General features: G+C 64.2%; 21 protein-coding genes. 18 read left to right on the top strand and 3 right to left on the bottom strand.

Features of this window, described 5'->3' with window-relative positions; all coding sequences use genetic code 11:
* Positions 1-112 precede the first annotated feature (112 nt).
* The 9 genes from BN2503_RS06335 (at position 113) to BN2503_RS06295 (ending at position 10071) form a co-directional block, all read left to right on the top strand.
* Positions 113-1609 carry a hypothetical protein gene (locus BN2503_RS06335; protein ID WP_054255804.1) on the top strand — a complete coding sequence of 499 codons (1497 nt, stop codon included), beginning with the start codon at positions 113-115 and terminating at the stop codon, positions 1607-1609.
* Between the two features lie 2 nt (positions 1610-1611).
* Entirely contained in the window at positions 1612-3705 is a 2094-nt protein-coding gene (locus BN2503_RS06330) for a portal protein (RefSeq protein WP_054255803.1), read from the top strand.
* A 13-nt stretch (positions 3706-3718) separates the two neighbouring features.
* A complete protein-coding gene (locus BN2503_RS06325) occupies positions 3719-4693 on the top strand; it encodes a hypothetical protein (RefSeq protein ID WP_139235346.1) in 975 nt (324 codons plus the stop codon).
* 174 nt (positions 4694-4867) lie between these two features.
* Entirely contained in the window at positions 4868-5968 is a 1101-nt protein-coding gene (locus BN2503_RS06320; protein WP_054255801.1) for a N4-gp56 family major capsid protein, read from the top strand.
* A 67-nt stretch (positions 5969-6035) separates the two neighbouring features.
* Positions 6036-6437: a hypothetical protein gene (locus BN2503_RS06315; RefSeq protein WP_054255800.1), complete on the top strand. Its 402-nt coding sequence runs from the start codon at positions 6036-6038 to the stop codon at positions 6435-6437.
* An 80-nt stretch (positions 6438-6517) separates the two neighbouring features.
* A complete protein-coding gene (locus BN2503_RS06310; RefSeq protein ID WP_074930097.1) occupies positions 6518-6871 on the top strand; it encodes a hypothetical protein in 354 nt (117 codons plus the stop codon).
* Positions 6872-6877: 6 nt separating this feature from the next.
* On the top strand, positions 6878-7537 hold the full coding sequence (locus BN2503_RS06305) for a phage adaptor protein (RefSeq protein ID WP_054255798.1): 660 nt from the start codon (positions 6878-6880) through the stop codon (positions 7535-7537).
* Positions 7538-7557: 20 nt separating this feature from the next.
* Positions 7558-7872 carry a hypothetical protein gene (locus BN2503_RS06300; protein ID WP_054255797.1) on the top strand — a complete coding sequence of 105 codons (315 nt, stop codon included), beginning with the start codon at positions 7558-7560 and terminating at the stop codon, positions 7870-7872.
* 54 nt (positions 7873-7926) lie between these two features.
* Positions 7927-10071, top strand: coding sequence for a hypothetical protein (locus tag BN2503_RS06295; protein ID WP_054255796.1), 2145 nt, complete (start codon positions 7927-7929; stop codon positions 10069-10071).
* Positions 10072-10074: 3 nt separating this feature from the next.
* Here the strand turns inward: BN2503_RS06295 and BN2503_RS06290 are convergent, their stop codons facing one another.
* Together BN2503_RS06290 and BN2503_RS06285 are read right to left on the bottom strand one after the other, a co-directional pair.
* On the bottom strand, positions 10075-10395 hold the full coding sequence (locus tag BN2503_RS06290) for a tripartite tricarboxylate transporter TctB family protein (protein WP_139235344.1): 321 nt from the start codon (positions 10393-10395) through the stop codon (positions 10075-10077).
* A gap of 37 nt (positions 10396-10432) precedes the next feature.
* Positions 10433-10738: a hypothetical protein gene (locus BN2503_RS06285; RefSeq protein ID WP_139235343.1), complete on the bottom strand. Its 306-nt coding sequence runs from the start codon at positions 10736-10738 to the stop codon at positions 10433-10435.
* 206 nt (positions 10739-10944) lie between these two features.
* Between BN2503_RS06285 and BN2503_RS19945 the strand changes: the two genes are divergently transcribed.
* The 9 genes from BN2503_RS19945 (at position 10945) to BN2503_RS06250 (ending at position 22083) form a co-directional block, all read left to right on the top strand.
* On the top strand, positions 10945-11523 hold the full coding sequence (locus BN2503_RS19945) for a hypothetical protein (protein WP_139235342.1): 579 nt from the start codon (positions 10945-10947) through the stop codon (positions 11521-11523).
* A gap of 10 nt (positions 11524-11533) precedes the next feature.
* The gene (locus BN2503_RS06280; RefSeq protein WP_139235341.1) at positions 11534-11764 is read left to right on the top strand and encodes a hypothetical protein; all 231 of its coding nucleotides are present in this window, start codon (positions 11534-11536) and stop codon (positions 11762-11764) included.
* Positions 11761-12195, top strand: a complete 435-nt coding sequence (locus BN2503_RS19290) for a protein-export chaperone SecB (RefSeq protein WP_148639734.1) — start codon at positions 11761-11763, stop codon at positions 12193-12195. Before BN2503_RS06280 ends, BN2503_RS19290 begins: the two co-directional genes overlap by 4 nt.
* A 58-nt stretch (positions 12196-12253) precedes the next feature.
* Positions 12254-12631, top strand: a complete 378-nt coding sequence (locus BN2503_RS06275; protein WP_054255792.1) for a hypothetical protein — start codon at positions 12254-12256, stop codon at positions 12629-12631.
* A gap of 38 nt (positions 12632-12669) precedes the next feature.
* Positions 12670-20685, top strand: a complete 8016-nt coding sequence (locus BN2503_RS06270) for a PLxRFG domain-containing protein (RefSeq protein WP_082366511.1) — start codon at positions 12670-12672, stop codon at positions 20683-20685.
* 67 nt (positions 20686-20752) lie between these two features.
* Entirely contained in the window at positions 20753-21142 is a 390-nt protein-coding gene (locus tag BN2503_RS06265) for a hypothetical protein (RefSeq protein ID WP_139235339.1), read from the top strand.
* A 94-nt stretch (positions 21143-21236) separates the two neighbouring features.
* Positions 21237-21542 (top strand): hypothetical protein, encoded by a 306-nt coding sequence (locus BN2503_RS06260; protein ID WP_054255789.1) that lies wholly within the window; start codon positions 21237-21239, stop codon positions 21540-21542.
* Entirely contained in the window at positions 21542-21826 is a 285-nt protein-coding gene (locus tag BN2503_RS06255) for a hypothetical protein (protein WP_054255788.1), read from the top strand. The genes BN2503_RS06260 and BN2503_RS06255 overlap by 1 nt, the downstream gene beginning before the upstream one ends.
* A complete protein-coding gene (locus BN2503_RS06250) occupies positions 21823-22083 on the top strand; it encodes a hypothetical protein (RefSeq protein WP_054255787.1) in 261 nt (86 codons plus the stop codon). Before BN2503_RS06255 ends, BN2503_RS06250 begins: the two co-directional genes overlap by 4 nt.
* A gap of 45 nt (positions 22084-22128) precedes the next feature.
* Here BN2503_RS06250 and BN2503_RS06245 read toward each other — a convergent pair whose 3' ends face one another.
* On the bottom strand, positions 22129-22353 hold the full coding sequence (locus BN2503_RS06245) for a hypothetical protein (protein WP_074930101.1): 225 nt from the start codon (positions 22351-22353) through the stop codon (positions 22129-22131).
* Between the last annotated feature and the right edge of the window lie 584 nt (positions 22354-22937).

The following is a 22937-nucleotide window of genomic DNA, read 5'->3' as shown; positions in this document are numbered from 1 at the left end:
GACCTCTTTGCGGGTTTTCTTGGGCAGGGGGTCAAGGCCAAGCGTGATCTGATCCATGTCCGTGATCGTCGGTCCTCATCAGGCTCTGCGCCAGTCGGAATGACCAGGGGTTTTGCAGACCTTCCCTAAGGGTCGGCTGGCCCGGCCCGCTCAGGCCGAGGCGCAGCTGGTGGATGACATCGGGGCGTTCTTCGACGACCCCGAGGGATTCGTGCGCTATGTCTTCCCCTGGGGCCAGGCTGGCACGCCGCTGGCGAACGAGAGCGGCCCCGACACCTGGCAGTGCGAAGTGATGGGAGAAATCCGCCAGGCGCTGTGCAACGGCGCCGACGTGCAGACCGCCATCCAGATCGCAGTGGCCAGCGGCCACGGTATTGGAAAGACCGGGCTGGTGGCCTGGATCATCCTGTGGTTCATGAGCACGCGGGACTTCCCGCAGGTGGTGGTCACGGCCAACACCAAGACCCAGCTCACCACCAAGACGTGGCGCGAGTTGTCCAAGTGGCACAAGCTCAGCATCAACGCCCACTGGTTCGACTGGTCGGCGACCAAGTTTCACCATGTCCTCTACCCCGAGGTATGGTTTGCAGCAGCCATCCCCTGGACGGAACACAACTCCGAAGCCTTCGCGGGCACGCACGAGAAGCACGTCCTGGTGATCTTCGACGAGGCCTCGGCTATCGCTGACAAGATCTGGGAGGTGACCGAGGGGGCCATGACCACGGCCGGTGCGATGTGGCTGGCCTTTGGCAACCCGACCCAGACCACGGGCCGCTTCGCCCAGTGCTTCGGCAAGCTCAAGCACCGCTGGATCACGCGCCAAGTGGACAGCCGCACGGCCAAGATGGCCAACAAGGCCCAGATTCAGAAGTGGATCGACGACTACGGCGAAGACCACGACTTCGTGCGCGTTCGCGTGCGGGGCGTCTTCCCGCGTGCTGGCAGCCTGCAGTTCATCAGCCTCGACACCGTGGCCAAGGCGCAGCGCCGCAAGGCACAGGGCTACGGGAGCTTCGCCAAGGTGCTGGGCGTGGACGTGGCGCGCCACGGTGATGACCAGTCCGTCTTCACGCGGCGCCAGGGCAATCACGTCTGGCCGCAGAAGAAGCTGCGCGAGCCCGACCTGATGAAGCTCGCAGACCTGATCGCGTTCGAGATCCACGAGTTCAAGCCCGATGCTGTCTTCATCGACGCCACTGGTCTGGGCTGGGGCGTCATCGACCGCCTGCGTCAGATGGGCTTTGGCAAGCTGATCTTCCCTGTCCAGGTGGGGGAGAAGGCGACCGACGAATCCCGCTACTGGAACAAGCGCTCCGAGCTGTGGGACCAGGGAAAGAGCTGGCTGGAAGAGGGCGGCTGCCTGCCGGAAGACCCAGAGATGGAAGCAGACCTCACCGGACCGCAGTACGGCTACGACCGCCGCATGCGCATCGTCATCGAGAGCAAGGACGACATGAAGGCGCGCGGGCTGCCCAGCCCTGATTGCGCGGACTCGCTCTTGCTGACCTTCGCTTCACCCATTGCAAGCACCACGGCAACGCCTGCACCGAGCTGGCGCGACCGTCTTGGCGTGGGCCGCCCAGGCCACTGGGACCAATCCACCGCATGACCATGACCAGCACCACCCTGACTTCCATCGGCGACGAAGCCGCGCGCGAGAACTGGGATCGCTACCAGTACGCCAAGGACCGTGGTCATCTTGACTACCTACCGCACGCCGCACGCTGCGAGGACATGTACATGGGCGGCGGCCGGCAGTGGACACCCGAGGCCCGGGCCCAGCTCGCCCAGGAGCGCCGCCCCTGCTACGAGTTCAACGAGATCAAGCCCAGCATCAACGCGGCCATCGGCTACCAGATCCACAACCGGATGGACATCGCCTTCAAGCCGCGTGGTGGTGACGCCGACCTGAACCGGGCCACCATCCTCTCCAAGGTTGCCATGCAGGTGGTGGACATGTGCAACCTGCATTGGCACGAGACGCAGGTTTTCAGCGATGGCGTCATCCAGCAGCGTGGCTACTTCGATGTCCGGGTGAGCTTCGACAACAACATCCAGGGCGACATCGTGGTGAGCGACCTCGATCCCATGGACGTGATCCCGGACCCGGATGCCAAATCCTACGACCCCGACAAGTGGGGCGATGTGCTGATCACCCGCTGGCTGACCCTGGATGAGATCGCACAGCTCTACGGCCCCAAGGCGAGCAAGACCGCCAAGGAGAGCAATGACGCTGGCCGGGACTTCGGCGACATGGACGACGAGCACGAGCGCAGCAAGTTCGCCAGCCGCGACAGCATGGGTCACTTCGACGCCTGCCTCAAGAAGGAGGATGGCCTGGAGCGCTACCGCATCATCGACCGCCAGCGCTTCGTCTACGAGCCCACCCGCTGCATCGTCTGGCCGGCAACCGGGGACGTGCGCGCAGAGCCTGACATGGCCCAGGACTCCATTGCGGATGCGCTGGCCCAAGGTGCCGTGCGTGCCAAGCGCATGCGCCGCCGGGTGAAGTGGACCGTGACCACGCTGACGGCTACGCTCTTCGATGGCTACAGTCCCTACGAGCATTTCACCGTGGTGCCGTATTTCGCCTACTTCCGCCGCGGCAAGACGGGCGGTATGGTGGATGACGCCATGGGGCCGCAGGAGGCTCTGAACAAGGCAGTAAGCCAGTACGTGCATGTGGTCAACACGGCCGCCAACAGCGGGTGGATCGTTGAGGAGGGTTCCCTCACGAACATGACCATGGATGAGCTGGAGCGCATCGGCGCGCGCACTGGCCTGGTGGTGGAGTACAAGAAGGGCAGCGCCGCGCCGCGCAAGATTGAGCCCAACCAGGTGCCAACCGGCGTAGACCGCATCATTGACCGAGCAGACAAGGCGCTCAAGGATGTGACTGTGCCCGAGGCCATGCGCGGGCAGCAGGGCCCGGAGACCTCAGGCGTGGCCATCCAGGCCAAGCAGTTCGCCAGCCAGCAGCAGCTGGCCGTGCCCCTGGACAACCTGGCCTACACCCGCCGCCTGCTGGCCAAGCGCATCCTGAAGCTGATCCAGACCTACTACGACAGCCACCGCATCTTCCGCATCACGGAGACCGACCCGTTGACGGGCAAGCAGGTGGAGAGCGCGCTGGAGATTAACAAGTTCGACCCGGCCTCGGGCGGCTACCTGAACGACGTGACCATCGGCACCTATGACGTGGTGGTGACCGAGCAGCCCATGCAGGTGACGTTCCAGAACAGCCAGTTCCAGCAGGCGCTGGAGATGCGCAAGGCGGGCATTTCCATCCCCGATCAGCAGGTCATCCGCTACTCGAACCTGGCCGACAAGCACGACATCCTGGCCAGCATGCAGAGCAACCAGCCGCAGCAAGACCCGACGGTCGAGGCGCGTGTGCGGCTGCTTGATGCGCAGGCACGCAAGGCCGATGTGCAGGCCACGGACGTGCAGGTCAAGAGCCAGTACAGCGCGATCCAGACGGCCCAGGTCATTGCGCAGACCCCGCAGACCGCCGTGCTGGCTGATGGCTTGCTGCGCTCAGCCGGAGCTGTTGACCACGACGCGGCGCCCATCGTGCCCCAGCCAGGGCAGGGTACGCCAGCTGTTGAGCTGCCCCACAACACCGACCCTCTGACGCCCGCCAGCCCGGCGCGTGGAGTGAACGAAGGCATTGAAACCCTGGCCGCTGACGGCCTGCAATCTTGAAGGAAGCCAAACCATGAACCCAATGCTCAAGCGACTCCTGGATCGCTACATGGCCCCAGCGGGCGACGACGGTACCGACACCAGCGGCACCGATACCGTGGACGATGACGATGCCTACATGGCGCTGTCCGCCGATGAGCGCCGCCGCCTGCGTGGCGACAGCGCGACGGACGAACCGGGCGCCGACACGCTGGCAGCTACAGGCGAGCAGCAGCCCGGCCAGGGCGAGGCAGCTGCGGCAGGTGGCGAGTCAGACGATGCAGGCGGTGACAAGGGCGGCAGCGGCATCCCGCGCGCTCGCTTCAACGAAGTCAATGACCGACGCAAGGCGCTGGAGTCCGAGGTGGAGGAACTGCGTGCCCAGCTCTCCGCGCGTAATGGTGCTGCAGCGCCGGCACCCGCAGCGCAGCCGGCCGCCCAGGGCTTCAGCATCCCGGAAGCCGAGGAGCAGTACGCCCAGCTGATGCTGGACGGGGACACCAAGGCCGCTGCGGCTCTGCGCTTGAAGATCAACACGGCCATCGAGGTGTCGATGCTGGAGCGTTTCCAGCAGAACAGTGTCAGCGAGCGGGAGCGTGGCCAGGCCAACGAAGCGGTTGACCAGATGATGCAGCAGTTCCCCTGGCTGGAGTCGCCCGATGGCGCGCAGGCGCTGGAGTTGATCGAGGCCTCGATGGTCATGAAGGTGCAACGCGGTATTCCCCATGCGCAGGCGATCCGCGAGTCTGTCCAGGCGATTGCACCGCGCTTTGCACCCCACGCCGCGACCGCCCCCTATGGGGTTCGACAGGATGGGGCAGCTTCTGGTGATATGCGAACACAGCGTGCCAACGAGCGCGGCGCGGCCCACTCCCTGCAGCAGCCTCCACTGCCACAGGCGGGCATGGGCAACCGCGCCACGCCAGTGACTGTGGACACCTCCCAGATGAATGATGAGGAGTACATGGCCTTGCCGGAAGCCGAGCGCAAAAAGGCGCGTGGCGACTGACGGGCAGCACCGGGCCGGCAAGGATTCATCCACCTTGCCGCCCCCTGGATTCAGCAGGATGTCTTCGCCCCGGGCTGGCGTTAAACGGCCTGGCGCTCTTGGCCGCCGAAGCCATGTTCTCGCAGTTGGGCGGCGTCATGTCCCGAGAAGAAACCGAACTTTTTGGAGCCAGACATGGAAACCAACTTTGCGGCGTTGACGCCGATTCAGAAGGTCAATTGGGCACGCGAGACCTGGAGCGCTGCCCGTGACCAGATGTTCCTCAAGAACTTCATGGGCAAGGGCCAGAACAACGTCGTTCAGGTCATCAAGGAGCTCACCAAGACCGAGAAGGGCGATCAGTGCCTCTTCCAACTCGTGGCCGACCTGGTGGGTGATGGTGTTGCTGGGGACGATGAACGCGAGGGCAACGAAGAGGCGATGCAGTCGCACAGCCAGATCATCACCATCGACCAGATCAGCCATGGCGTGAAGAACAAGGGCAAGCTGGCAGACCAGCGCACGGTCATCAACTTCCGTGAGCAGGGCCGCGACAAGCTGGCCTACTGGCTGGCCAATCGCTGCGATCAGCTCGCATTCCTCACGATGTCGGGCATCGGGTACAACTTCAACAACGATGGCTCGCCGCGCATCGGCTCGGTGTTTCCCAGCCTGCAGTTCGCGGCCGACGTGCGCGCACCTTCGGCCAAGCGTTCGCTCATGTGGACCGGCACGTCTCTGGACTTGTCGAGCACGGCTAGCATCACCAATGCCTTCGTGCCCAAGTACGCCATGATCGTGGACGCCATCGCCTATGCGAAGGAGCACCGCATCAAGCCGCTGATGAAGGGCGGCAAGTCGTACTACGTGATGTTCGTGGCGCCTGGCACGCTGGCCGCGCTGAAGAAGGACCCCGACTACCTGAAGGCTGTCGTAGCTGTAGCAGGTAAGGACGGCCAGGACTCACCCTGGTTCACGGGCGCCACGGTGACCGTGGATGGCGCAGTGCTCCACGAGTACAACCTGGTCTACACGACTAAGGGCGCTGCGGCGGGCGCCAAGTGGGGGGCGGGCGGAAACGTCAACGGCACCCGCACGCTGGTCTGCGGTGCGCAGGCGCTGGGAATGGCCGACCTCGGCCCTGGCGACTGGGTGGAAAAGCTCTTCCAGTACGACAGCCAAGTGGGGCTGAACCTCGACAAGATCCTGGGCTTCCTGAAGCCGCAGTTCTATTCGATCTACGACCAGTCGGTGGAGGACTTCGGCCTCTTCACCATCGACCACTTCATCCAGTAAGCAGCCTCGCGGGCGGGGCCTGCTGGTCCCGCTCCTTCCTTCCCTCTGTTGTTGAACGGAGCACACCATGCCCATCAAGAAGAACCCCGCGCGCCAGGAGCTGATCGCTGCGCATCTCACCATCGGCTTTGCCGACATCACGGCCTACGGCACGGCAGAGGCGGCCATCGACCTGCCTGGCAATGCCGTGCTGGCAGGAGGCGACGTGACGGTGCTCACGCCCTGGAACAGCGCCACCACGGCCACGTTGAAGCTGGGCGATGCCACGGATGACGACCGCTATACGTCCGCTGCCATCGACCTCAAGACTGCCGGGCGCACCGCGCTGACCATCACGGGCTACAAGCACACCGTGGCTGAGGCACTGAAGGCGCTGGTGGCGCAGACCGGCACAGCCGCCACAGCCGGCAAAGCGCGCATCTCCATCCTCTACTACGTCGAAGGCCGCTCGGCATTCACGCAGGGCTGAGCTGATCTCAGTGGGTGGGCCTGCACGGCCCTTCTGCCCGGCGGCCTGGTGCTGCCGGGCGCTTTCTCAAGGACACCATCATGACCAAGCGTTTTCGCTCCCCCACCGATACACCGCTGCACGTCGCCCTGATCTCGGGCCACACAGCAGTGATTCCGCCCGAAGGCATCGAACTCGCACCGATGTTCTACCGCGAGGCCATCGCCCGCGGCGCGGTGCTGGCTGAAGGTGCGACTGCCGAGGATCAAACCCAGGTCTTCAGCCGCCAGATAGCGATCCGCGAGGCCATCGCGGCCATGGTTGGCGCCAACGACAAGGATGACTTCACCGGCGACGGCAAGCCCAACTTGGTGAAGCTCAAGGCCAAGACGGGCTTCCATGTCACGCGCGAAGAAGCCGATGCCGTCTTCGCCGAGTTGACCCAACAGGGGTAAGCCACCATGTGGGTCGAGGGGTTCATCACGCGGTTCAGAGATGCTGTGCATGATCTCGCTGAACCGTATTTCTGGACGGAAGGCGAGATCGTTGCCTACCTGAACGAGGCAGTGCAGGAGGCTTGCGAGCGGGCCAAGCTCATCGAGGACCGCTCTATGTCCATTGCGCTGCTCGCCGGCCAAGACACCTACGACCTGCACCCGAGCGTTTTTGAGATCAAGCGGCTGTCATTGCGGGGGCGGCCACTCGATAAAACCAGCGTGGAGGAACTCGATGGCGATGCCCCTGGGTGGGAGCTTCGCACCGGTCTGCCGCGCTGGTTCATTTTCGAGCAGGCCAGCGGTGTGCAGCCGCCGAGGGTGCGCCTGGTTCCAACGCCAGCGATGGCAGAGGAGGCCGGGCTGACCGTCTACCGTGGTGCGCTGAAGGAGCTGAGCGCCGACATGCCAACGGCACGGCCAGAGATTCCTTCGCGATTCCACGAACGCCTGATGGACTGGTTGATGCACCGGGCCTACCTCAAGCAGGACGCCGAGGTGTTCGACCCCAACAAGGCCGCCGCATCCCTGGCGCTTTTTGTCCAGGCCTTCGGTGAGCGGCCTGATGCCAACGTACAGCGCAAGCAGCGCGACCGCCGTCCACCTGTTGTCCAGTGCAACTGGTAAACCCATAGAGAAACACCATCATGAATCCATCTTCCGAATCCATCTGCCAAGGCAATGCTTCCGAGCAAGCCTATACCCCTGCGCAACAACATCGGTTTGCTGAGCTGTGGGACTCCCGCAAGATCGTGTTCACCGTGGAAGGCGCACTGCGCGACGATTCTCCGGATGTGCCGCCGTCCCTGCTGGTGCAGCAAGCATTCACCGAGCTGTTCGCCGCGAACCCACATGCGCGCTCGCATCTATTCCCCTTCGCGGCGTCGAATGGGGTGCGCATTTCCTTTCAGGTATCGCCCAACGACGAAGAGCTGCGCGCGGAAATGGCGAAGGTGGTGTAACGCCTGCGGTTCGCCATTTCGCTACGCGACCACACGACGCACAGAGAGATTTCCATGCCCACCAAACAATCTGAAGCACGCCGCCGCCTGATGGCCTTCATCAATGGAGGCCCTGTGCGGGGCCCCGGCTCTGGCACGTCCGATTCCATCCCTGCTCGCTTGTCCAATGGGGAATTCGTGCTGCCTGCCGACACCGTGCGCAAGGTGGGCATCAAGAGCCTGCGCGACCTGGTGGACATAACCCACCAGCCCAGCGGAAGGCCGGCGCATCCCGCGCGCTTTGCCGATGGCGGGCTGGTCGATGACCAGCAGCGGCGCCCGAACAGCTTTGGCGATGCAGCAGCAGCGGCCTCGAACCCTGACGTGACGCAGGTCGGGCAATCCTCCGTGCCCGATGGTGGGCTGCGGGGCATTGTGGACCGGCTGCCCAGTCCGGCCAATACATTTCCTGGCAACCAACTGCAGGGCGACAGCGGTTTCAGTGGCGCGCCAGCGGGGATGCCAAAGCCTGCCCCCGAGGCGCCCTCCAGCGCGTCCAGCATGAGCCCGTCTGGCCTGTACATGCAGGACCGGGCGCAGGAAATGAAAGACCAGTGGGGGAAGGGAAACTATGCCCAAGCTGCAGGGACTGCTGCGCGCACGGCAGTACAGGGGCTGGGCATGTACGGCGTCGAGGCTGCAGACAAGGTTGTGTCCCCTTGGGTGGATGCGACCAAGAGCTTTGGCCGTGGCCTAATCGGTGCCGATTCTTCCGCAGGCACCGTGCCTGGCACACCGTCAGCGCCAGCCCCGTATGCTGGTGGTGCAGGAGCTGGGCGCGGCTCCGTGAATCCATCCATGGCAGACCCCGCCAAACCGGCACCGACCGTGGCGTCAACCATGCAAGGCTGGGATCGTGGCAACATGACCAATGCCCAGGTGGCCCAGGCCAACCCGCAGGGCGTGGTGACGGCGCGGCGCGGTGCCAATGGGACAATGGAGTTCTCCGGCAACAACGTCTCCGGCCCGGTGTCCTACGCGGATGCCGGTGGCAAACCGATGGATGGCCGGGGCATTGAGGGGCGCGGCTGGGGCGGTTTTGATGTGGCACCTGCTGGGGCTAATGTCGCCACCGGGCCGAATGGCAGCTACGCTTTTGCCAGCGGTGGCGATCAACAGGGGGGGCTCAGCGCGCGCGAGCGCATGCTGGCGGCTGTCGGCTTTCCGCCGGATCAGCAGGCTGGTGCAACCCCGAGCCAGCCTGCCGCTGCGCCAGTCGGCAATGCGCGTGAGCGTCTGCTGGGGGGTGGTGCGCGTTCACCTGTCGGAATGTCGGTGGAGCAGACGCAGCGCGAGGGGATGATCGGCGAGCGCGTGGGCTACAACCCTGCTTATGACCAGCGGATCAATGGCGCGCAAGTGCAGATCCCGGCCGGCTTGTCCGGTGCCCAGGCTGCGCAGTACGCCAGCGAGGTGCAGGCCGCGCGCAGCAACCAGACCATGAACGAAGCCATCGCTGGCATGCAGCCGGCTCACCAATACTCCGCAGCAATGGATCTGCGTGACCCGGGCTACCTGGCAATGCGTAATGCGTCGGTGGGCTCGACGATCTACCGGAACAAAAGAGAGCAGTTGATCGCTGCAAAGGATCGGGCCGCGCGCGTTGACAGGATGGCCAGCACCGTTCTTGGACAGGGCCCGCGTGACCAGGCCGATGCGCTGGAGCGCTACAAGACCGATGCACAGTTGCAGCGCGAGAGCCTGAGCCAGGCCGGTGCGAATGCCCGAGCGATATTCACGCAGGCCATCGAGGCGCGGCGCAACAAGATCGCCAGCGACCGCTTGGCCATGGAGCAGACGGAAGCTGGGTTCAAGAACCGGGCCGCTCAGCGCATGGAGGATGCGCAGATGAGCCTGGTGAATGCGAAGACGCCGCAGGATCAGCGCAGCGCGCGCGAGCGGTTGCTGGCGCTGTATGGGAAGTCCGAGGGCGAACTGTGGGCGCACTCGCCCGGTGGCCAGGTGGTGGACCCGAAGACGCAGCAACTTATCACGCAGCCCGGGGTGATCTACAACCGGCGCACGGGGGAGACGAGGGCGGATGGTGGCGGGCAGGTGGCGGCTGCCCATCGCGTTACCACGCAGGCGCAGTTCGATGCATTGCCGAAGGGGGCCACGTATATCGGCGAGGATGGCCGGACTTATCGTAAGCCCGGCTGATGTTCACCGCGCAGGCTCAACCAGCACGCCACCGAAGCGGTCAGTAGTAGGCGTGCTGTGCTGGCCCTGCGGGACGGGCAGTAAAAAGGTGCTGTAGAGCACAGCCACTGCCACCCCAGCGACAGCGGCCGCAGCCACGGCTTGCCAAATACCGCGCCGCGGCTGGAGCCACAAGAACAGCAGGCCCGCCACGAGGGAGCCGAGGATGCCGATCAGCTTTGCCGACACTACCGTGGCTGCGGCCGTGGCAAACAGCCGCCAGCCGCTGTACCAGTTCACCGGCTTGGGTTGTTCTGGCTTGTCGTCTGGCGTTGCATGTTCCATGGTCATCCCTCCCGCGTGGACTGTATCAGGAGCGCATTCAGGCCTGGAATCTGTAGGCTGCGGCAATGGCTGCTGCAGCGATCAGGCCGATCTGCAGCCAGGCGCAGGCCATGACGATAGGCACGTTCGTGTCGGGATGCTCAAACGCAGCCGGCACGATGGATTGCACAACCATGCTCAGCGGGTTGGCGTGGGGTTGGCTCAGGGTCACAAGCACCTGCATGGCTGGGATGAAGCCTGAGGCCCCGGACACCCAGAGCATGGCCATCGCCGCGGCGCTGATGAGCATGCCAGCGACGAGCATGCGACAGACCAAGGACGCTGGAAGGATGGTGCTGCGCATGGGCGCAATGTAGCAGGAGCGAAATACAACGCCAGAAGCCCTCAATTCAAGACCATGTTGTGAGCCATTTGCTACACCACCAAGACCGCTCATCAGCAGGTAGGCTGCTATGTAAGGCTCCAAGCTGTATCATTCCATTACGAACAGGTGGCTTGGTCCTACAGGCGAGCCTACCGATGAACCTATGATGGGAGACATGGTTGCACTTGTTGGGGACACACGGCACTTGTCGCAGTAGGGCCAAAGAAATCCTTGATTCACAAACATTCAAAGCATCTGTGAATGGTTATGGGGGGAGTGGTGCCTATTTTTGGGCATGCGTAAATGGCTTTAAGTATGGTGTTGGGCTTGCGGAGTCATGGTGGGCGTTTTCAAATCATAAGCGGCACTATCAAGCTGAAAAGGATGCCTCGTTGGCAGTGCTTGGTGCAACTATCCGTAAGCCAGACGATCCAAAGTTTTTTGATGCTACGGATGTAGAGTTTATGGAGGGATTGTATTCTGTTATGCAATCCAAGAGGAAAAATGAGGATGATTTGCCGGAGGTTACTGAGTTTTTAATTGGAAAATTCCAGGAAAAATATGATGTAAATTTCCAGGTGATAAAGATGCTCGTTGCAACACCTCCGACCATCAAAGGCAGAACTCGAACATATGCACAAATGATTTCGAAAGCTTCACATGCATATCTTGTGAAGCAGTCCGGGATTAATTTGATAGAGAAAATTGAATTATTAGACGGTGGGGAATGCAATGAAGGAAATTATGAAGAGGATATTGCTTGAAATTGAGCAAATGTCCGATGAACAGTTTGATGCCAGTCTAAAGGCTGCAAGGACTGGTGAAATCGCGCAGGCTATGCGGCACTTGCAAGATGTGTCGGTGTGGGCGCATGAGCGACTTATCATTGAAAAGCTATTTGCGTTGATTAATATTCAGAGCAAAGCCCAAGTCAAAGAAGACCAATTTGAAGACTATGCTTGGACGGATGCAGCTAACGATGAGCGTTTTGCTCTTGCAGCGTGACTGAATTTCATCCAATTCAGCTGCGTAACATCGCCGTTTCGCGTTTGAGCATAGTCGTGAGTAATCACGATGTCGCTAATGATTACGAAGGTGACATTGACCTATCTATGCAACGGGGGGTTTCTGACTTCGATAGAAATGATCCTTTGATTGCAGTAGGCATACGTGCTATCGTACAGCCAGTCGTTGAAGAGAACGTGAGGCCGTCGTTTCACATAGAGGTTGAATTGTCAGGTCAGTTTACGGTTGATTATAATAATTTTGACTTCGATGATCTTCCTCGGTGGGCGGAGGTAAATGCGCCAATGCTATTGTTGCCCTATGTCAGAGAGCAGGTCTATGGACTAGCACTTCGCGCAGGCATTAAGGGAATGATGATTCCACTCTTTGTCAGCAAGCCGGGTAGGAAAAAGTCGGAATCTGATAAATAAAGAAAGCCCGCCCCGTGCGGGCTTCGTCACATCTGGACCGCTGGTAGCATGCGTCACCATGGCGAGCCCCTCCATCAACCCGCACCCCATAGAAGAAGACAGCGCACTCCAGAGTTCGATGCGCGTGTTCATCGACGCCGTTGAGATGCTGGCCATGCCGGCCGCAGAGCAGTGCCAGGCCATGGGCGACTACAACGTGGCATGGGAGCTGAAAGACGACGTGGTTGCTGGTCGCTATCTGCTGGGACGGGGTTGCTTCACCGCTGAACAGGAAGCCTGGATCAGGGCGCTGATCGCGGCACTGGCTGCCGTCGATGTGCAGTCTCTTCCTGCAGGTCCGGGAAGGGCTGCCAACCTAGCCGCCCTGGACCAGGCGTGTTGGGAGCCCATGCGTTTTCTAGCTCGAGAGGTTGTTAGGCGCATTGCCACCCCATAGGGTTCGACCGCACACGCGCGCGCGTGAACAGTGGGGGGATGAACAAAGATCAATTTGGCGGTTCGCTCGTCTCCACGGATCAGTTTGGCGGGATGCTTGCCGAAGCTGATCCATCCCCCGCTTCCCCAGTCGCCCCTGGCTTCATCCCCACCATCAAGCGCACGGGCGGCCAGATGCTCACCACGGCGGCCACGTCGCTGGAGGATGTGACCGGGCCGAACGCCGTCACGCGCGCCGTGCACGATGCTGGTCAGGGCATCATCGACCGCAACCCGGCAGGCATTCGCAGCCTGCGCGACCTGGTGGACAGTCCCTGGCTCGCGGTGAAGGAATCGGTCGGGCAGTTCGCGCCGCAGATTGCGGCGGCTGCCGTGGGTGGCGTGGCGGGTGCGAAGGCTGGCGCCGCGCTGGGTGGTGTGGCTGGCCCTGCAGGTGCTGCAGCAGGCGGGGCCATCGGTAGTGTGGCGGGTAGCCTGCTGCCGATCTTCACCCAGGAATACGGCGGTATTCGCCAGGAGCAGAAGGAATCGGGCCAGGAGGACAAGGGGCGGGCCTTGATGGCGGCCATCCCCGCCACGGCGCTGGAGCGCGTTGGCATGGGTAAGGCGCTCAAGGTGCTCAAGGGCGTGCCTGGCGGCGCTGCCGGAACCGTGCTCAAGGAGGCGGGCAAGGGCGTTCTCAAGGAGGGCGCCACCGAAGGCGCCCAGAACGTCATAGAGCAGTGGGGTGCCTTCAAGGATCCGACCACGGGCGAGAACCTGGAGGACACGGCGCTGGCGGCGGCCATGGGCGGTATCGGTGGCGGTGTGATGGGTGGCGCCTCGGGCGCTGTCGATGGCGTGCGGCGCCGTGCGCAAGAGCGCGCCCAAGCCCAGGCCGAGCAGCAGGCGGGCCAGAACGCTGAAGCCGCGGCGGCGGACGCACAGGCCAAGGCGGATGCACTGGTGCCGCCTTGGACGACGGAAGCTGGCGCAACAGATCCTGCGGCCGATACATCCGCCGGTCTACCGGACGTGCGCGCCTACGGCCCTCTGATCGAGCAGGCCATCAAGCCAGAGTTGCAGGAGCGCTTTCGCAACCTGCTGGACTCAGCGACGAACGCCGAGTTGTCGCAGGAGCAGCGCGACGCAGCGGCCGATGAGCTGCATTCCGTGTTCTCGCCCGAGCGACTGGAGCAGCGCCGACAGCTCGATGCTGGGACGGACTTCACCACCACGCCCGGGGCTGCTGCACCGCGTGATGGTGGCGTGGATTTCACGCGCGACGTGGACACCTCGGGCCTGAGCCTGGAAGATCCTGCCGAGGCCGAGCGTGCCCGCGCCGCCACTATCGACTACCAGCCCGGCGACACCACGCCGCAGTGGGGCACGACCCCGGGCGCGGCGCCTGAACGCCAGGGCATGGACATGCCCGGGCCGGACTTCGGCACCGAAGGCCTGGCCCTGGAGCCTGATCCGCGCACCCCGAGCCAGCGCACGGGGATCGACCCTGGCGCTGGGCCGCTGTCGCGCAACGTGGCCGCAGCCTTGGACCGGGGCGATGTGCAGGAGGCCCAGTTTATGGGGGGCACCGGACGCGAGCTGCAGGTACGGCGCTCTGGTCCAGGGGTGATGAACGAGAGCAACGTCATCGACGTGCAGGGGCGGGTGATCGAGGACCGCGCCCTCGGCATGCCGCAAGGCACTGCCACGCGGGCTGCTGGGCAGCTTCCCATGGTTGCCGAGACACCTGCACCTATCAACCCCACCGGCGAGCCGCTGCGCCTGGACATGGCGCATGCGCTGCGCAATCAGGCGCGCGATGCGGGCGTGCGGGCCGCCGTGGTGCGGCATGCGAGCGGCAGGGGGTATGACGTGGTGCCACAGTTGCCGGCCCCGGCCACCCAGGCCGCGCCGCCTGTGGTGGCCACTCCCACCGGTGCACCGTTTGCCACGCGCGCGGCGGCGCAGGCTGAGCTGCAGCGCCAGCAGTTGACCAGCACCCACGACGTGGCGCCCGCAGGCGGCGACGAGTCGCTGGGCTTCGTGCTCCAAGCGCGGCGCCCTAATGCGCCTGCCGGGCAACAGATGCAGGCACCAGCAGCTATCGAAGCTGTAGCGCAGCGCGCGCCGAACTGGCGCAAGAATGCCATGCAGGCCAACCGCGTGGCGCGTGCGATGGGCCTGGACACCAAGGGCAAGCGCCTGGCCCAGGTGGTGGCAGAAATTGATGCGGCGGATGCACAGCGTGTGAACATGGCGCAGCCTGCAGCAGTGCACCAGGAGCCAGGCCAGGCACCGCAGACCGCGACGCCCTCCGTGGTGGGGCAGTCCATCGCCAAAGCAGCAGGAAACCAGGAGGCCTCGCCCGCGCAGATGCGCAATTGGCTGTTCGGCGAGATCGACAAGGCCATCGCCAGCGCGCCCGAGGTGGCCACTGGCTTCCTGACCTTCGATGTACCCGGGGATGGCAGTTTCAAGGTCGTCAATTCGACCGCCAAGCTGCAGGAGTTCCGCAAGCGGGTTGCGGCTTCTCCCGGGTTCAGGCAGGAGCGTGGCGGCCAGCCGCAGGGCGTTGAGGATGGCGCGCACAAGGGCAGCGCCAGCACTGTGGAGGCCATCAAGAACATGCTGGCCGATGGTGACATTCAGGCGGCGGTGGAGTATGCCGGGGCCAAGGGGGTGGAGTTCCACCTGGTGCCGCCGCAGTTGAAGGTGAGCCCGAATGGCGGGAAGGCCAGGCACATTCCCGCGTCCGTGAAGTCCACGCCTGCCGGTGTAGCCGAAGGCCTGACGCAACTCGAATCGGAGAGTATTCACCAGTGGCTCCAGTCTGAGCAGCAGCGCGCCAGCACCACAGTGCCCAGCACCAACAATGCTACTGAAACTGTAGCTGCAGGCGCTGATGTGCAAAGCGCTGGAGGCGGATTTGATCGACGCTCTGATGGTGCACAGCGCCCGACTTCCCCAGCACCGGCCGCACCACGCCAGGAAGCCACGCAGAAACTGGCGCAAGAGCATGCTGCACAAGCGCAAGATGCTGCAAAAATCGTAGCGGACTCTGCTGCTGAACCTCAGCGCGGCGCGCGCGCAGCTGCACCACGTTCCAGCACCAGCACCAGGATCGAGGACTTCGGCGAGACCCTGCAGGGCGCGCGCAAGATGCTCTACGCCGAGGCCTACGCCGATGGCATGGCCAAGGCCAAGGAGCTGAACACCACGAGCCACCCGTTGTCCAAGACCTGGCCTGAGCCCGACTACCAGAAGCTGCTGGAGGGCGGCGTCTCGGTGGAGACCGTATCCCAGGCGCGTGCGCTGCGCGAGGCCGTGCCCGTGAAGCCGCAATCGTCCTGGAAGCTCAAGGGCTGGGCGGCGAAGGTGGAAGCCCTGCGCGGCTTCGCCGAGGACGTGCTGTCTGGCCGCCTGGACGCCAAGACGGTTGAGGAGTCGATGGAGCGCTCAGGCTTGCGTGGCGTGCCCAATAAGGCTGCGCTGTACGAGGCCATGGGCCATGAGCGCTCCCTGAAAGGCATCGAGCTGTCGGCCGGCCAGTATTCGATGTACGGCGGCGTGCGCTACGACCCGCCGCGCACGATCTGGACCGTCTCACGCGAAGCCAAGGGCAGTACCTTTGGCAACTGGCCGCGCGAGCTGGCCAAGGGCGACACGCGCGAGCAGGCCATCGCCGCGTTCAAGCAGCGCGCCGCCGAGTTGCTGGCCGAGGAACAGGCCCCAGCACGCGGCGCCAGCTTCGAGATTTACAGCAAGCGCGCCGGCGGCGCCCGCGAGTTCTTCATTGGCAAGAAGATCGGGCGCAACGTGGCCGAGCTGAAGGCGGGCTTCGCCGACCTGAAGGCCGCGCGCCAGTACAAGGCCGAGCACCAGGCCGAGCTGGAAGACCTGCTGGCCAAGTACAAGGCCGTGCCGCCCGTGCGCAACGCGCAGAACGCCCCCCGCATCGGCCAGGACTACCGCAAGGGCGCCGACGTGACGCCCGCGCAGTTCCAGGAAACCTTCGGCTTTCGTGGCGTGCAGTTTGGCAACTACGTGGAAGGCAGCCGCCGCCAGCAGGACCTGAACCAGGCCTACGACGGGCTGATGGATCTGGCCGGTGTGCTGAATCTGCCACCGCGTGCACTGTCGCTGGGCGGGCGCCTGGGCCTGGCCTTCGGCGCGCGCGGCGCGGGCGGCGTGGATGCTGCGGCAGCCCACTATGAGCGCGGCGAGGTGGTCATCAACCTGACCAAGAAGCAAGGCGCGGGCAGCCTGGCGCACGAGTGGTGGCATGCGCTGGACAACTACTTCTCGCGCCAGCGCGGCGACGCGGGAAGCTACATGAGCGAGGACGCGCGCCGCGGTGAAGGAGTGCGCGAGGAAATGCGCGCGGCCTTCCGCGAGGTGGTCTCAGTCATACAGCGTACTGGCATGCAGGAGCGCAGCCGCAAGCTGGACGAGCGGCGCACCAAGGAATACTGGAGCACAAAAACGGAAATGTCTGCGCGGGCCTTCGAGAGCTACGTCATCGCCAAGCTGCAGGATCAGAACGCGGGCAACGACTACCTGGCCAATGTGGTGGGGGACACTGTGTTTGCCCTTGAGGGCGCTTACCCGTACCCGACAGCCGGCGAGATGGCGCCCATCCGCGAGGCATTCGATGGGTTCTTCCGGGCTGTGGAGACGCGCGAGGCGGACGACGGCACCACGGTCCTCTACAGCACCAGCAGCGAGGCACCACCTGCGCGCGGCCTATCGGTGGAACAGGCCCAGAAGGCGGTGCAGCAAGCTCTTGCGGGGTTCATGAGCCCGCCACCAATCGACATCGTGCTCCGGGGCAGTGACCTTGGGCCCGGCACGCCGGACGGTGTAATGGGGGCGGCGATACCAAGTGAGGGACGGATCGTCATCGTTGCTACGGCTCACCGCAATGTTGATGCTGTCGTCGAGACGCTTTTCCATGAGATGTTCCACCTGGGGGTTCGCAACGTATTGCCGGCCTCCGATTATGTGCAGGCGATGCTGGACTTGGCAAAGCGCGACAGCCGGGTGCAGGAGTATGCGAATCGGTGGAAGAAGGATTCCGCCGACGCTCCCCAGCAACTGCAGGTGCTGCGTGACCTGGGGCATACCGGCAGCGATTTGACGGCTTGGTACGAAGCCCTGGCCATCGAGGAAGGCCTGGCCGTGGTGGCCGAGGAGCTGCGCGCCCAGAAGCAGGCGGGCACGCGCCTGGGCCTGCGTGTGCGGGCGCTGGCGGGCTGGCTGGCGAACGTGGCCGAGCGCATGGGCATGCAGCGCCTGGCCGACTCCATCCGCAAGATGACCTACAACGAGGCCGAGCGCTTCGTGATGCGGGCCATCGAGCATGCCGGGCGCGCGCCGCTGGCGCAGGGCGTGGGGCCCGACAACGTGAGCCGCTACCGCACGCAGGGCAGCAATGCCATGGCGCAGCGCGTGGGCGACGCTCTTGCGGGCCTGACGGTGACGGACCTCCGGCAGCAGGCCGCCTTCAAGGCCGCTGACCTTCGCCCGCTGGGCCTGCAGTTCCTGGGCCGGCGCCAGTTGGTGGACGTGTACGGCGGCATGCTGCCCGAGCTGCGTACCTACAGCGACCTCATGGCGCGCATGGATGCCGACAAGAACGAGGCCGGTGCCGGGGCCGACCAACTGGCCACTGACTGGGCCAAGCTGCCCGACGAACGCCAACTGGCCGAGCTGATGCACGATGCCACCCTGGCGCAGATGGATCCGGCCCGCGACTACGTGGACGGCGACAACCGCGTGAAGTACGGCGAGCTGCACCGCCGCTTCGAGGCCCTGTCGCCCGCGGCGCGCGACGTGTACACCCGGGCGCGTGACACCTACCGCCAGCACATGCGCGACGTGCGCGCTGCCATCAAGGAGCGCATCGAGCGCGCAGAGATGAGCAGCGAGCGCCGCGCCGCCATGCTCAAGCGCCTGGACGATGAATTCTTCGGCCATATCAAGGGCGTGTACTTCCCGCTGGCGCGCTTCGGCCAGTACGTGGTGGTGGTCAAGGGAGCGGATGGCAAGGTGGCCAACGTCAGTCGCGCCGAAACCATGGCAGAGGCCGATACCATGCGGCGCCAGCTCCTGGCTGCTTTTCCGCAAGCCGAGGGCTTCACCGTGGGCAAGGTGCTCAAGGCCAAGGACTTCGTGGCCGAGCGCGACAGCGTGGGCCGCGGCTTCATGGAGCAGCTCTATGGTGTGCTGGACAAGCAGGGCATGGCACCCCAGCAGCGCGCCGAGCTGGAGGACGCCCTGGGCCAGTTGTACCTGTCGTCGCTCCCGGACCTGTCCTGGGCCAAGCACGGCATCCACCGCAAGGGCACGCCAGGTTTCAGCCAGGACGCGCGCCGCGCCTTCGCGCAGAACGTCTTTCACGGTGCCAGCTACCTGGCCAAGCTGCGCTACGGCGACCAGCTCCAGGACCAGCTCGCCGAGATGCAAAAGCGTGTGGACGCGGGTGCCAGCGATGGCGGCTTCGACTCGGTGAAGGCCCAGCAGGTGGTGGACGAGATGGCCAAGCGCCACGACGCGGCCATGAACCCCAAGACCAATGCCCTGTCCACGGCGTTGACCAGCCTGGGCTTCATGTTCCACCTGGGGCTGTCGCCAGCCTCGGCCATGGTCAACCTGACGCAGACCGCCCTGGTGGCCTATCCGGTCATGGGGGCACGATGGGGCTTCAGCAAGGCCAGCGCCGCGCTGCTCAAGGCCAGCCAGGAAGCCGTGCGCGGCAAGAACGACATCACCGCCAGCCTGAACCAGGATGAGAAGGCAGCCTTCGAGGAGGCCGTGCGCTCCGGCGTGGTGGATGTGACCATGGCGCACGACCTGGCCGGCATCGCCCAGGGCGAGGACCGCAGCGTCTCCTACAAGCTGCGCCCGGTGATGCGCGCGGCCAGCTTCCTGTTCCATCACGCCGAGAAGTTCAACCGCCAGGTCACCTTCGTGGCCGCCTTCCGGCTGGCACGCGAGGCCGGGGCCGACCCGAAGAGCGCCTACCAGCAGGCGGTGCAGGCCACCTACGACGGGCACTTCGACTACTCGGCCAATAACCGTCCGCGCGTCATGCAGGGCAACGTGGCCCGCGTGCTGCTGCTGTTCAAGCAGTATGGCCAGAACATGGTCTACACCCTGGCGCGCAGCGCCCAGCAGTCGCTCAAGGGTGCCACGCCCGAAGAACGCACCCAGGCGCGCAAGGCCCTGGCCGGCCTGCTGACCATGCACGCCATGGCCGCCGGCGTGCTGGGCCTGCCCATGTTGACCACGCTGCTGTCAGCTGCCTCCATGCTGGGCGGCGATGACGACGAACCTTGGGATGCCCAGGTGGCGCTGCAGAACCTGCTGGCCGACACCTTCGGCCAGAAGCCCGCCGAGGTGCTGTCCCATGGCCTCTCGCGCCTCACCCCCTGGGACATCTCCGGGCGCGTAGGCCTGGACAAGCTGATCTTCCCCGACGTGCAGGAAGGGCTGGAAGGCCAGCGTCTGGGCGAATCGGCTATGGCTGCCGCCTTGGGGCCGGTGGCCGCCATCGGCATCAACGCCCTCAAGGGCCTGCAGGAGATGAGCGAGGGCCGTTACCAACGCGGGCTGGAGACCATGGCGCCCAGCGTGCTGCGCGGGCCACTCAAGGCGCTGCGCTACGAGACCGAAGGTGTGAAGGACAAGACCGGCATCGTGGTCCAGGACGAGGTGGGCGCCGCGGCGTTGCTGGGGCAGGCGGCCGGGTTCTCACCATCGAGCGTGCGCAACGCCTACGAGGGCAAGGCCGCCATCGTGGGACACGACCGGGCGCTGCAGGCGCGGCGCAGCGCTCTGGTGGAGCAGTTCGCCATGGCGGCCATGGCCGGGGACGAGGAGGGCAAGTCCGAGGCACGCGAAGCCATCGCCAGGTTCAACGAGAAGAACCCGGGACGGCGCATCCAGCCAATGCAGCTTGCGCAGAGCGTGCACCAGCGCGAGAAGCGCATCCGCGAGGCTGAGGACGGCGTGTACCTGCCGAAGAAGCGGCGCGACGTGCTGGAGCAGGGGCGCTTCGCGGTGGGCGAGTAGGGTCCCCTCTATAGGGTTGGCCTGATTTCATGGGAGCGCCAACACTGCGCCCATGGAGTCGAGCACCATGTACCTTGATCTGCGTGTCGGCGAGTCTGTGCAGCTTGGCGACGCCCAGATCACCCTCACCGCGAAGTCGGGCCAGCGGGCCCGGCTTGTAGTGCGCGCACCTCACCAGATGAAAGTGGCTTACCCGAAGAGCACCCCGGCGGGTGCGGGACACCAAGGTCACCGCACGCAAATGAATGAGCGCGACGGGCTGCTGCGGCAGTTCGCAATGGCGTTCGATGGCGGTGCGGAGAAGGACAAGCACCTGGCGCGTGAGGCGATTGCCAGTTTCAACATGCGCAACCCCGACAACCGCATCCTGCCGACTCACTTGGCGCAGAGCATCTCCGCCTGGAAGGCCCGCCAGATTGGCGCCCAAACGCACCCGGATGCTGATGTAACCCATTGATTTTGTTCAACTCCTGCAGAAAACCAGAGTTGCTGTCATCCAGATCACAGAGAAATACTGTAAATTTGCACAGTATTTCAACTGGAGTTGCACCATGGATGCTGTTGCTGAATCCCTCTACATCGTTGCGCTGCGCGACGCGCCGTCCAGCCTGCCGGCAGACGCCAAGATAGCCGCAGAGGCCCGCTACGCCCGCGAGCTAGAGCGCGCCCTGGGTGGCCAGGAGCAGGTGGCCGCCACCCTTGATTCGGTGCTGTCGCTCGAGGGCGCGGACATCATCACCAAGGCCGACAGCGCACTTGCCGAGCGCTGGCAGAAGGCATCGGCAACGGCGCGTGATCGCGCGCTGGCGCAAATCGGCGAGGTGGAGGAAGCGTACTTCGACGTGCGCCTGACCTGATGGATCAGCTCGTTCAGGCCGTTATCGCCGTCATGGGCCCGGCCGCCATCTGGCTGTCGCAGAGCCGCAGCGTGCAAGTTCAGCGCTGGGCCTGCATCGTCGGGCTGGCGAGCCAGCCGTTCTGGTTCTGGGCCACCTGGGAGAGCGGGCAGTGGGGCGTCTTCGTGGTCAGCCTAGTGTGCGCCGCTGCCTGGGTGAAGGGGTTGTGGGTGCACTGGCTGGCGCCACGGCCTGCGGATGGCCTGGGAACGATCCAGCTCACGCCTGACAGCAAGCGCCCATGATCCTGACACTGCATATCGATAAGGAAGAGCCAGGTCACTACACCGCCCGGGTGCTTGATGGGCGGGCCGAGGTTGACGAGTTCTCCACTGGCACCGTCGTGGCAGCGATACGGGAGACCGCCGGACGCGGCTATGACGCCAAGGGCTTTCATATCTGGTACGGCCATGTGTGCATCGGCACCACGTCGGCTTATGCCATGCGCCATGATGGGGAGACGCTGGCGCTACGCTTGGTGAGACTGTACGCGGAGTTCTGAGCGCGGACGGATCTCGGCTGCGCTTTTCCGTGGTCTATCTGTGAGCTACCCTTGATGCAACTCATCTCGGATACGCCGCCGGGCGAGGTGCAATGCAACGGCATCGGCTTCTTCCTTGCTCCGGTAGTTCTCGTAGTGCACAACGTCCTCCAGCGCCGCTCCCGTGCTGGCGAGGGTTAGCGACGCATGCGGCCACCAGCGGCCTGGCAACTCATCGCGCTCTTCTGAATCTGGCGTGATGTTCACGCCCATGAAAAGGATGCCGGTCATAAAGACTCCCAAGGTTTTCTCCGGGCATCTTGCCGTCACGACTACAAAATCGACTGCAATTTATTCCGAAAATTATTCCATGGAAGGGGATAGCACTTGGATCCCCCTGCGAATGGTCCATTCTTCGCTTTCCAGAAATCAGGCCGGAAATTGTGCGTGTGTGCTCGGCTCCGGCTGGCCGACCCCGGCGAACACGCAACATGGTGGCACGGAAGCTCCTGCCGTGCCGCTTGAGGGCGGCACCCGCCTGGCCCTGCTGGCGCCGCTGAGCGTCGGTAGTCTCGCTTCTGCGCCGCACAGGAGCGGCGGTTGCCTCGCTCTGGAGCCGCTCGAGAGCTTCGGTGGCTGGCCTCGTGCCACTCGCTCATGCCTGGCATGTCGAGCCCGAGGCGCCAGGGAACTTTTCAGGGAACTTGGTGGGGATCAGTGTCGGAAAGAGGTGGCGCTCGCTCTCTGGCGACACGACTGATTCCGACTGAAATTCCCTGCAAAAGTGGTTCGAGTCCAATCGCGCCTACCAACAATTTATATTGGGCATAAAGCCTTCCAAGCCGCAAACTTGGAAGGCTTTTTTGTTTTCCCTC

The sequence above is a fragment of the Paenacidovorax caeni genome (assembly GCF_001298675.1).
Classification (GTDB): Bacteria; Pseudomonadota; Gammaproteobacteria; order Burkholderiales; family Burkholderiaceae_C; genus Paenacidovorax; species Paenacidovorax caeni.
Note: the sequence above shows the minus strand (reverse complement) of the source record. Positions and strands in the feature narration are given on the sequence as shown.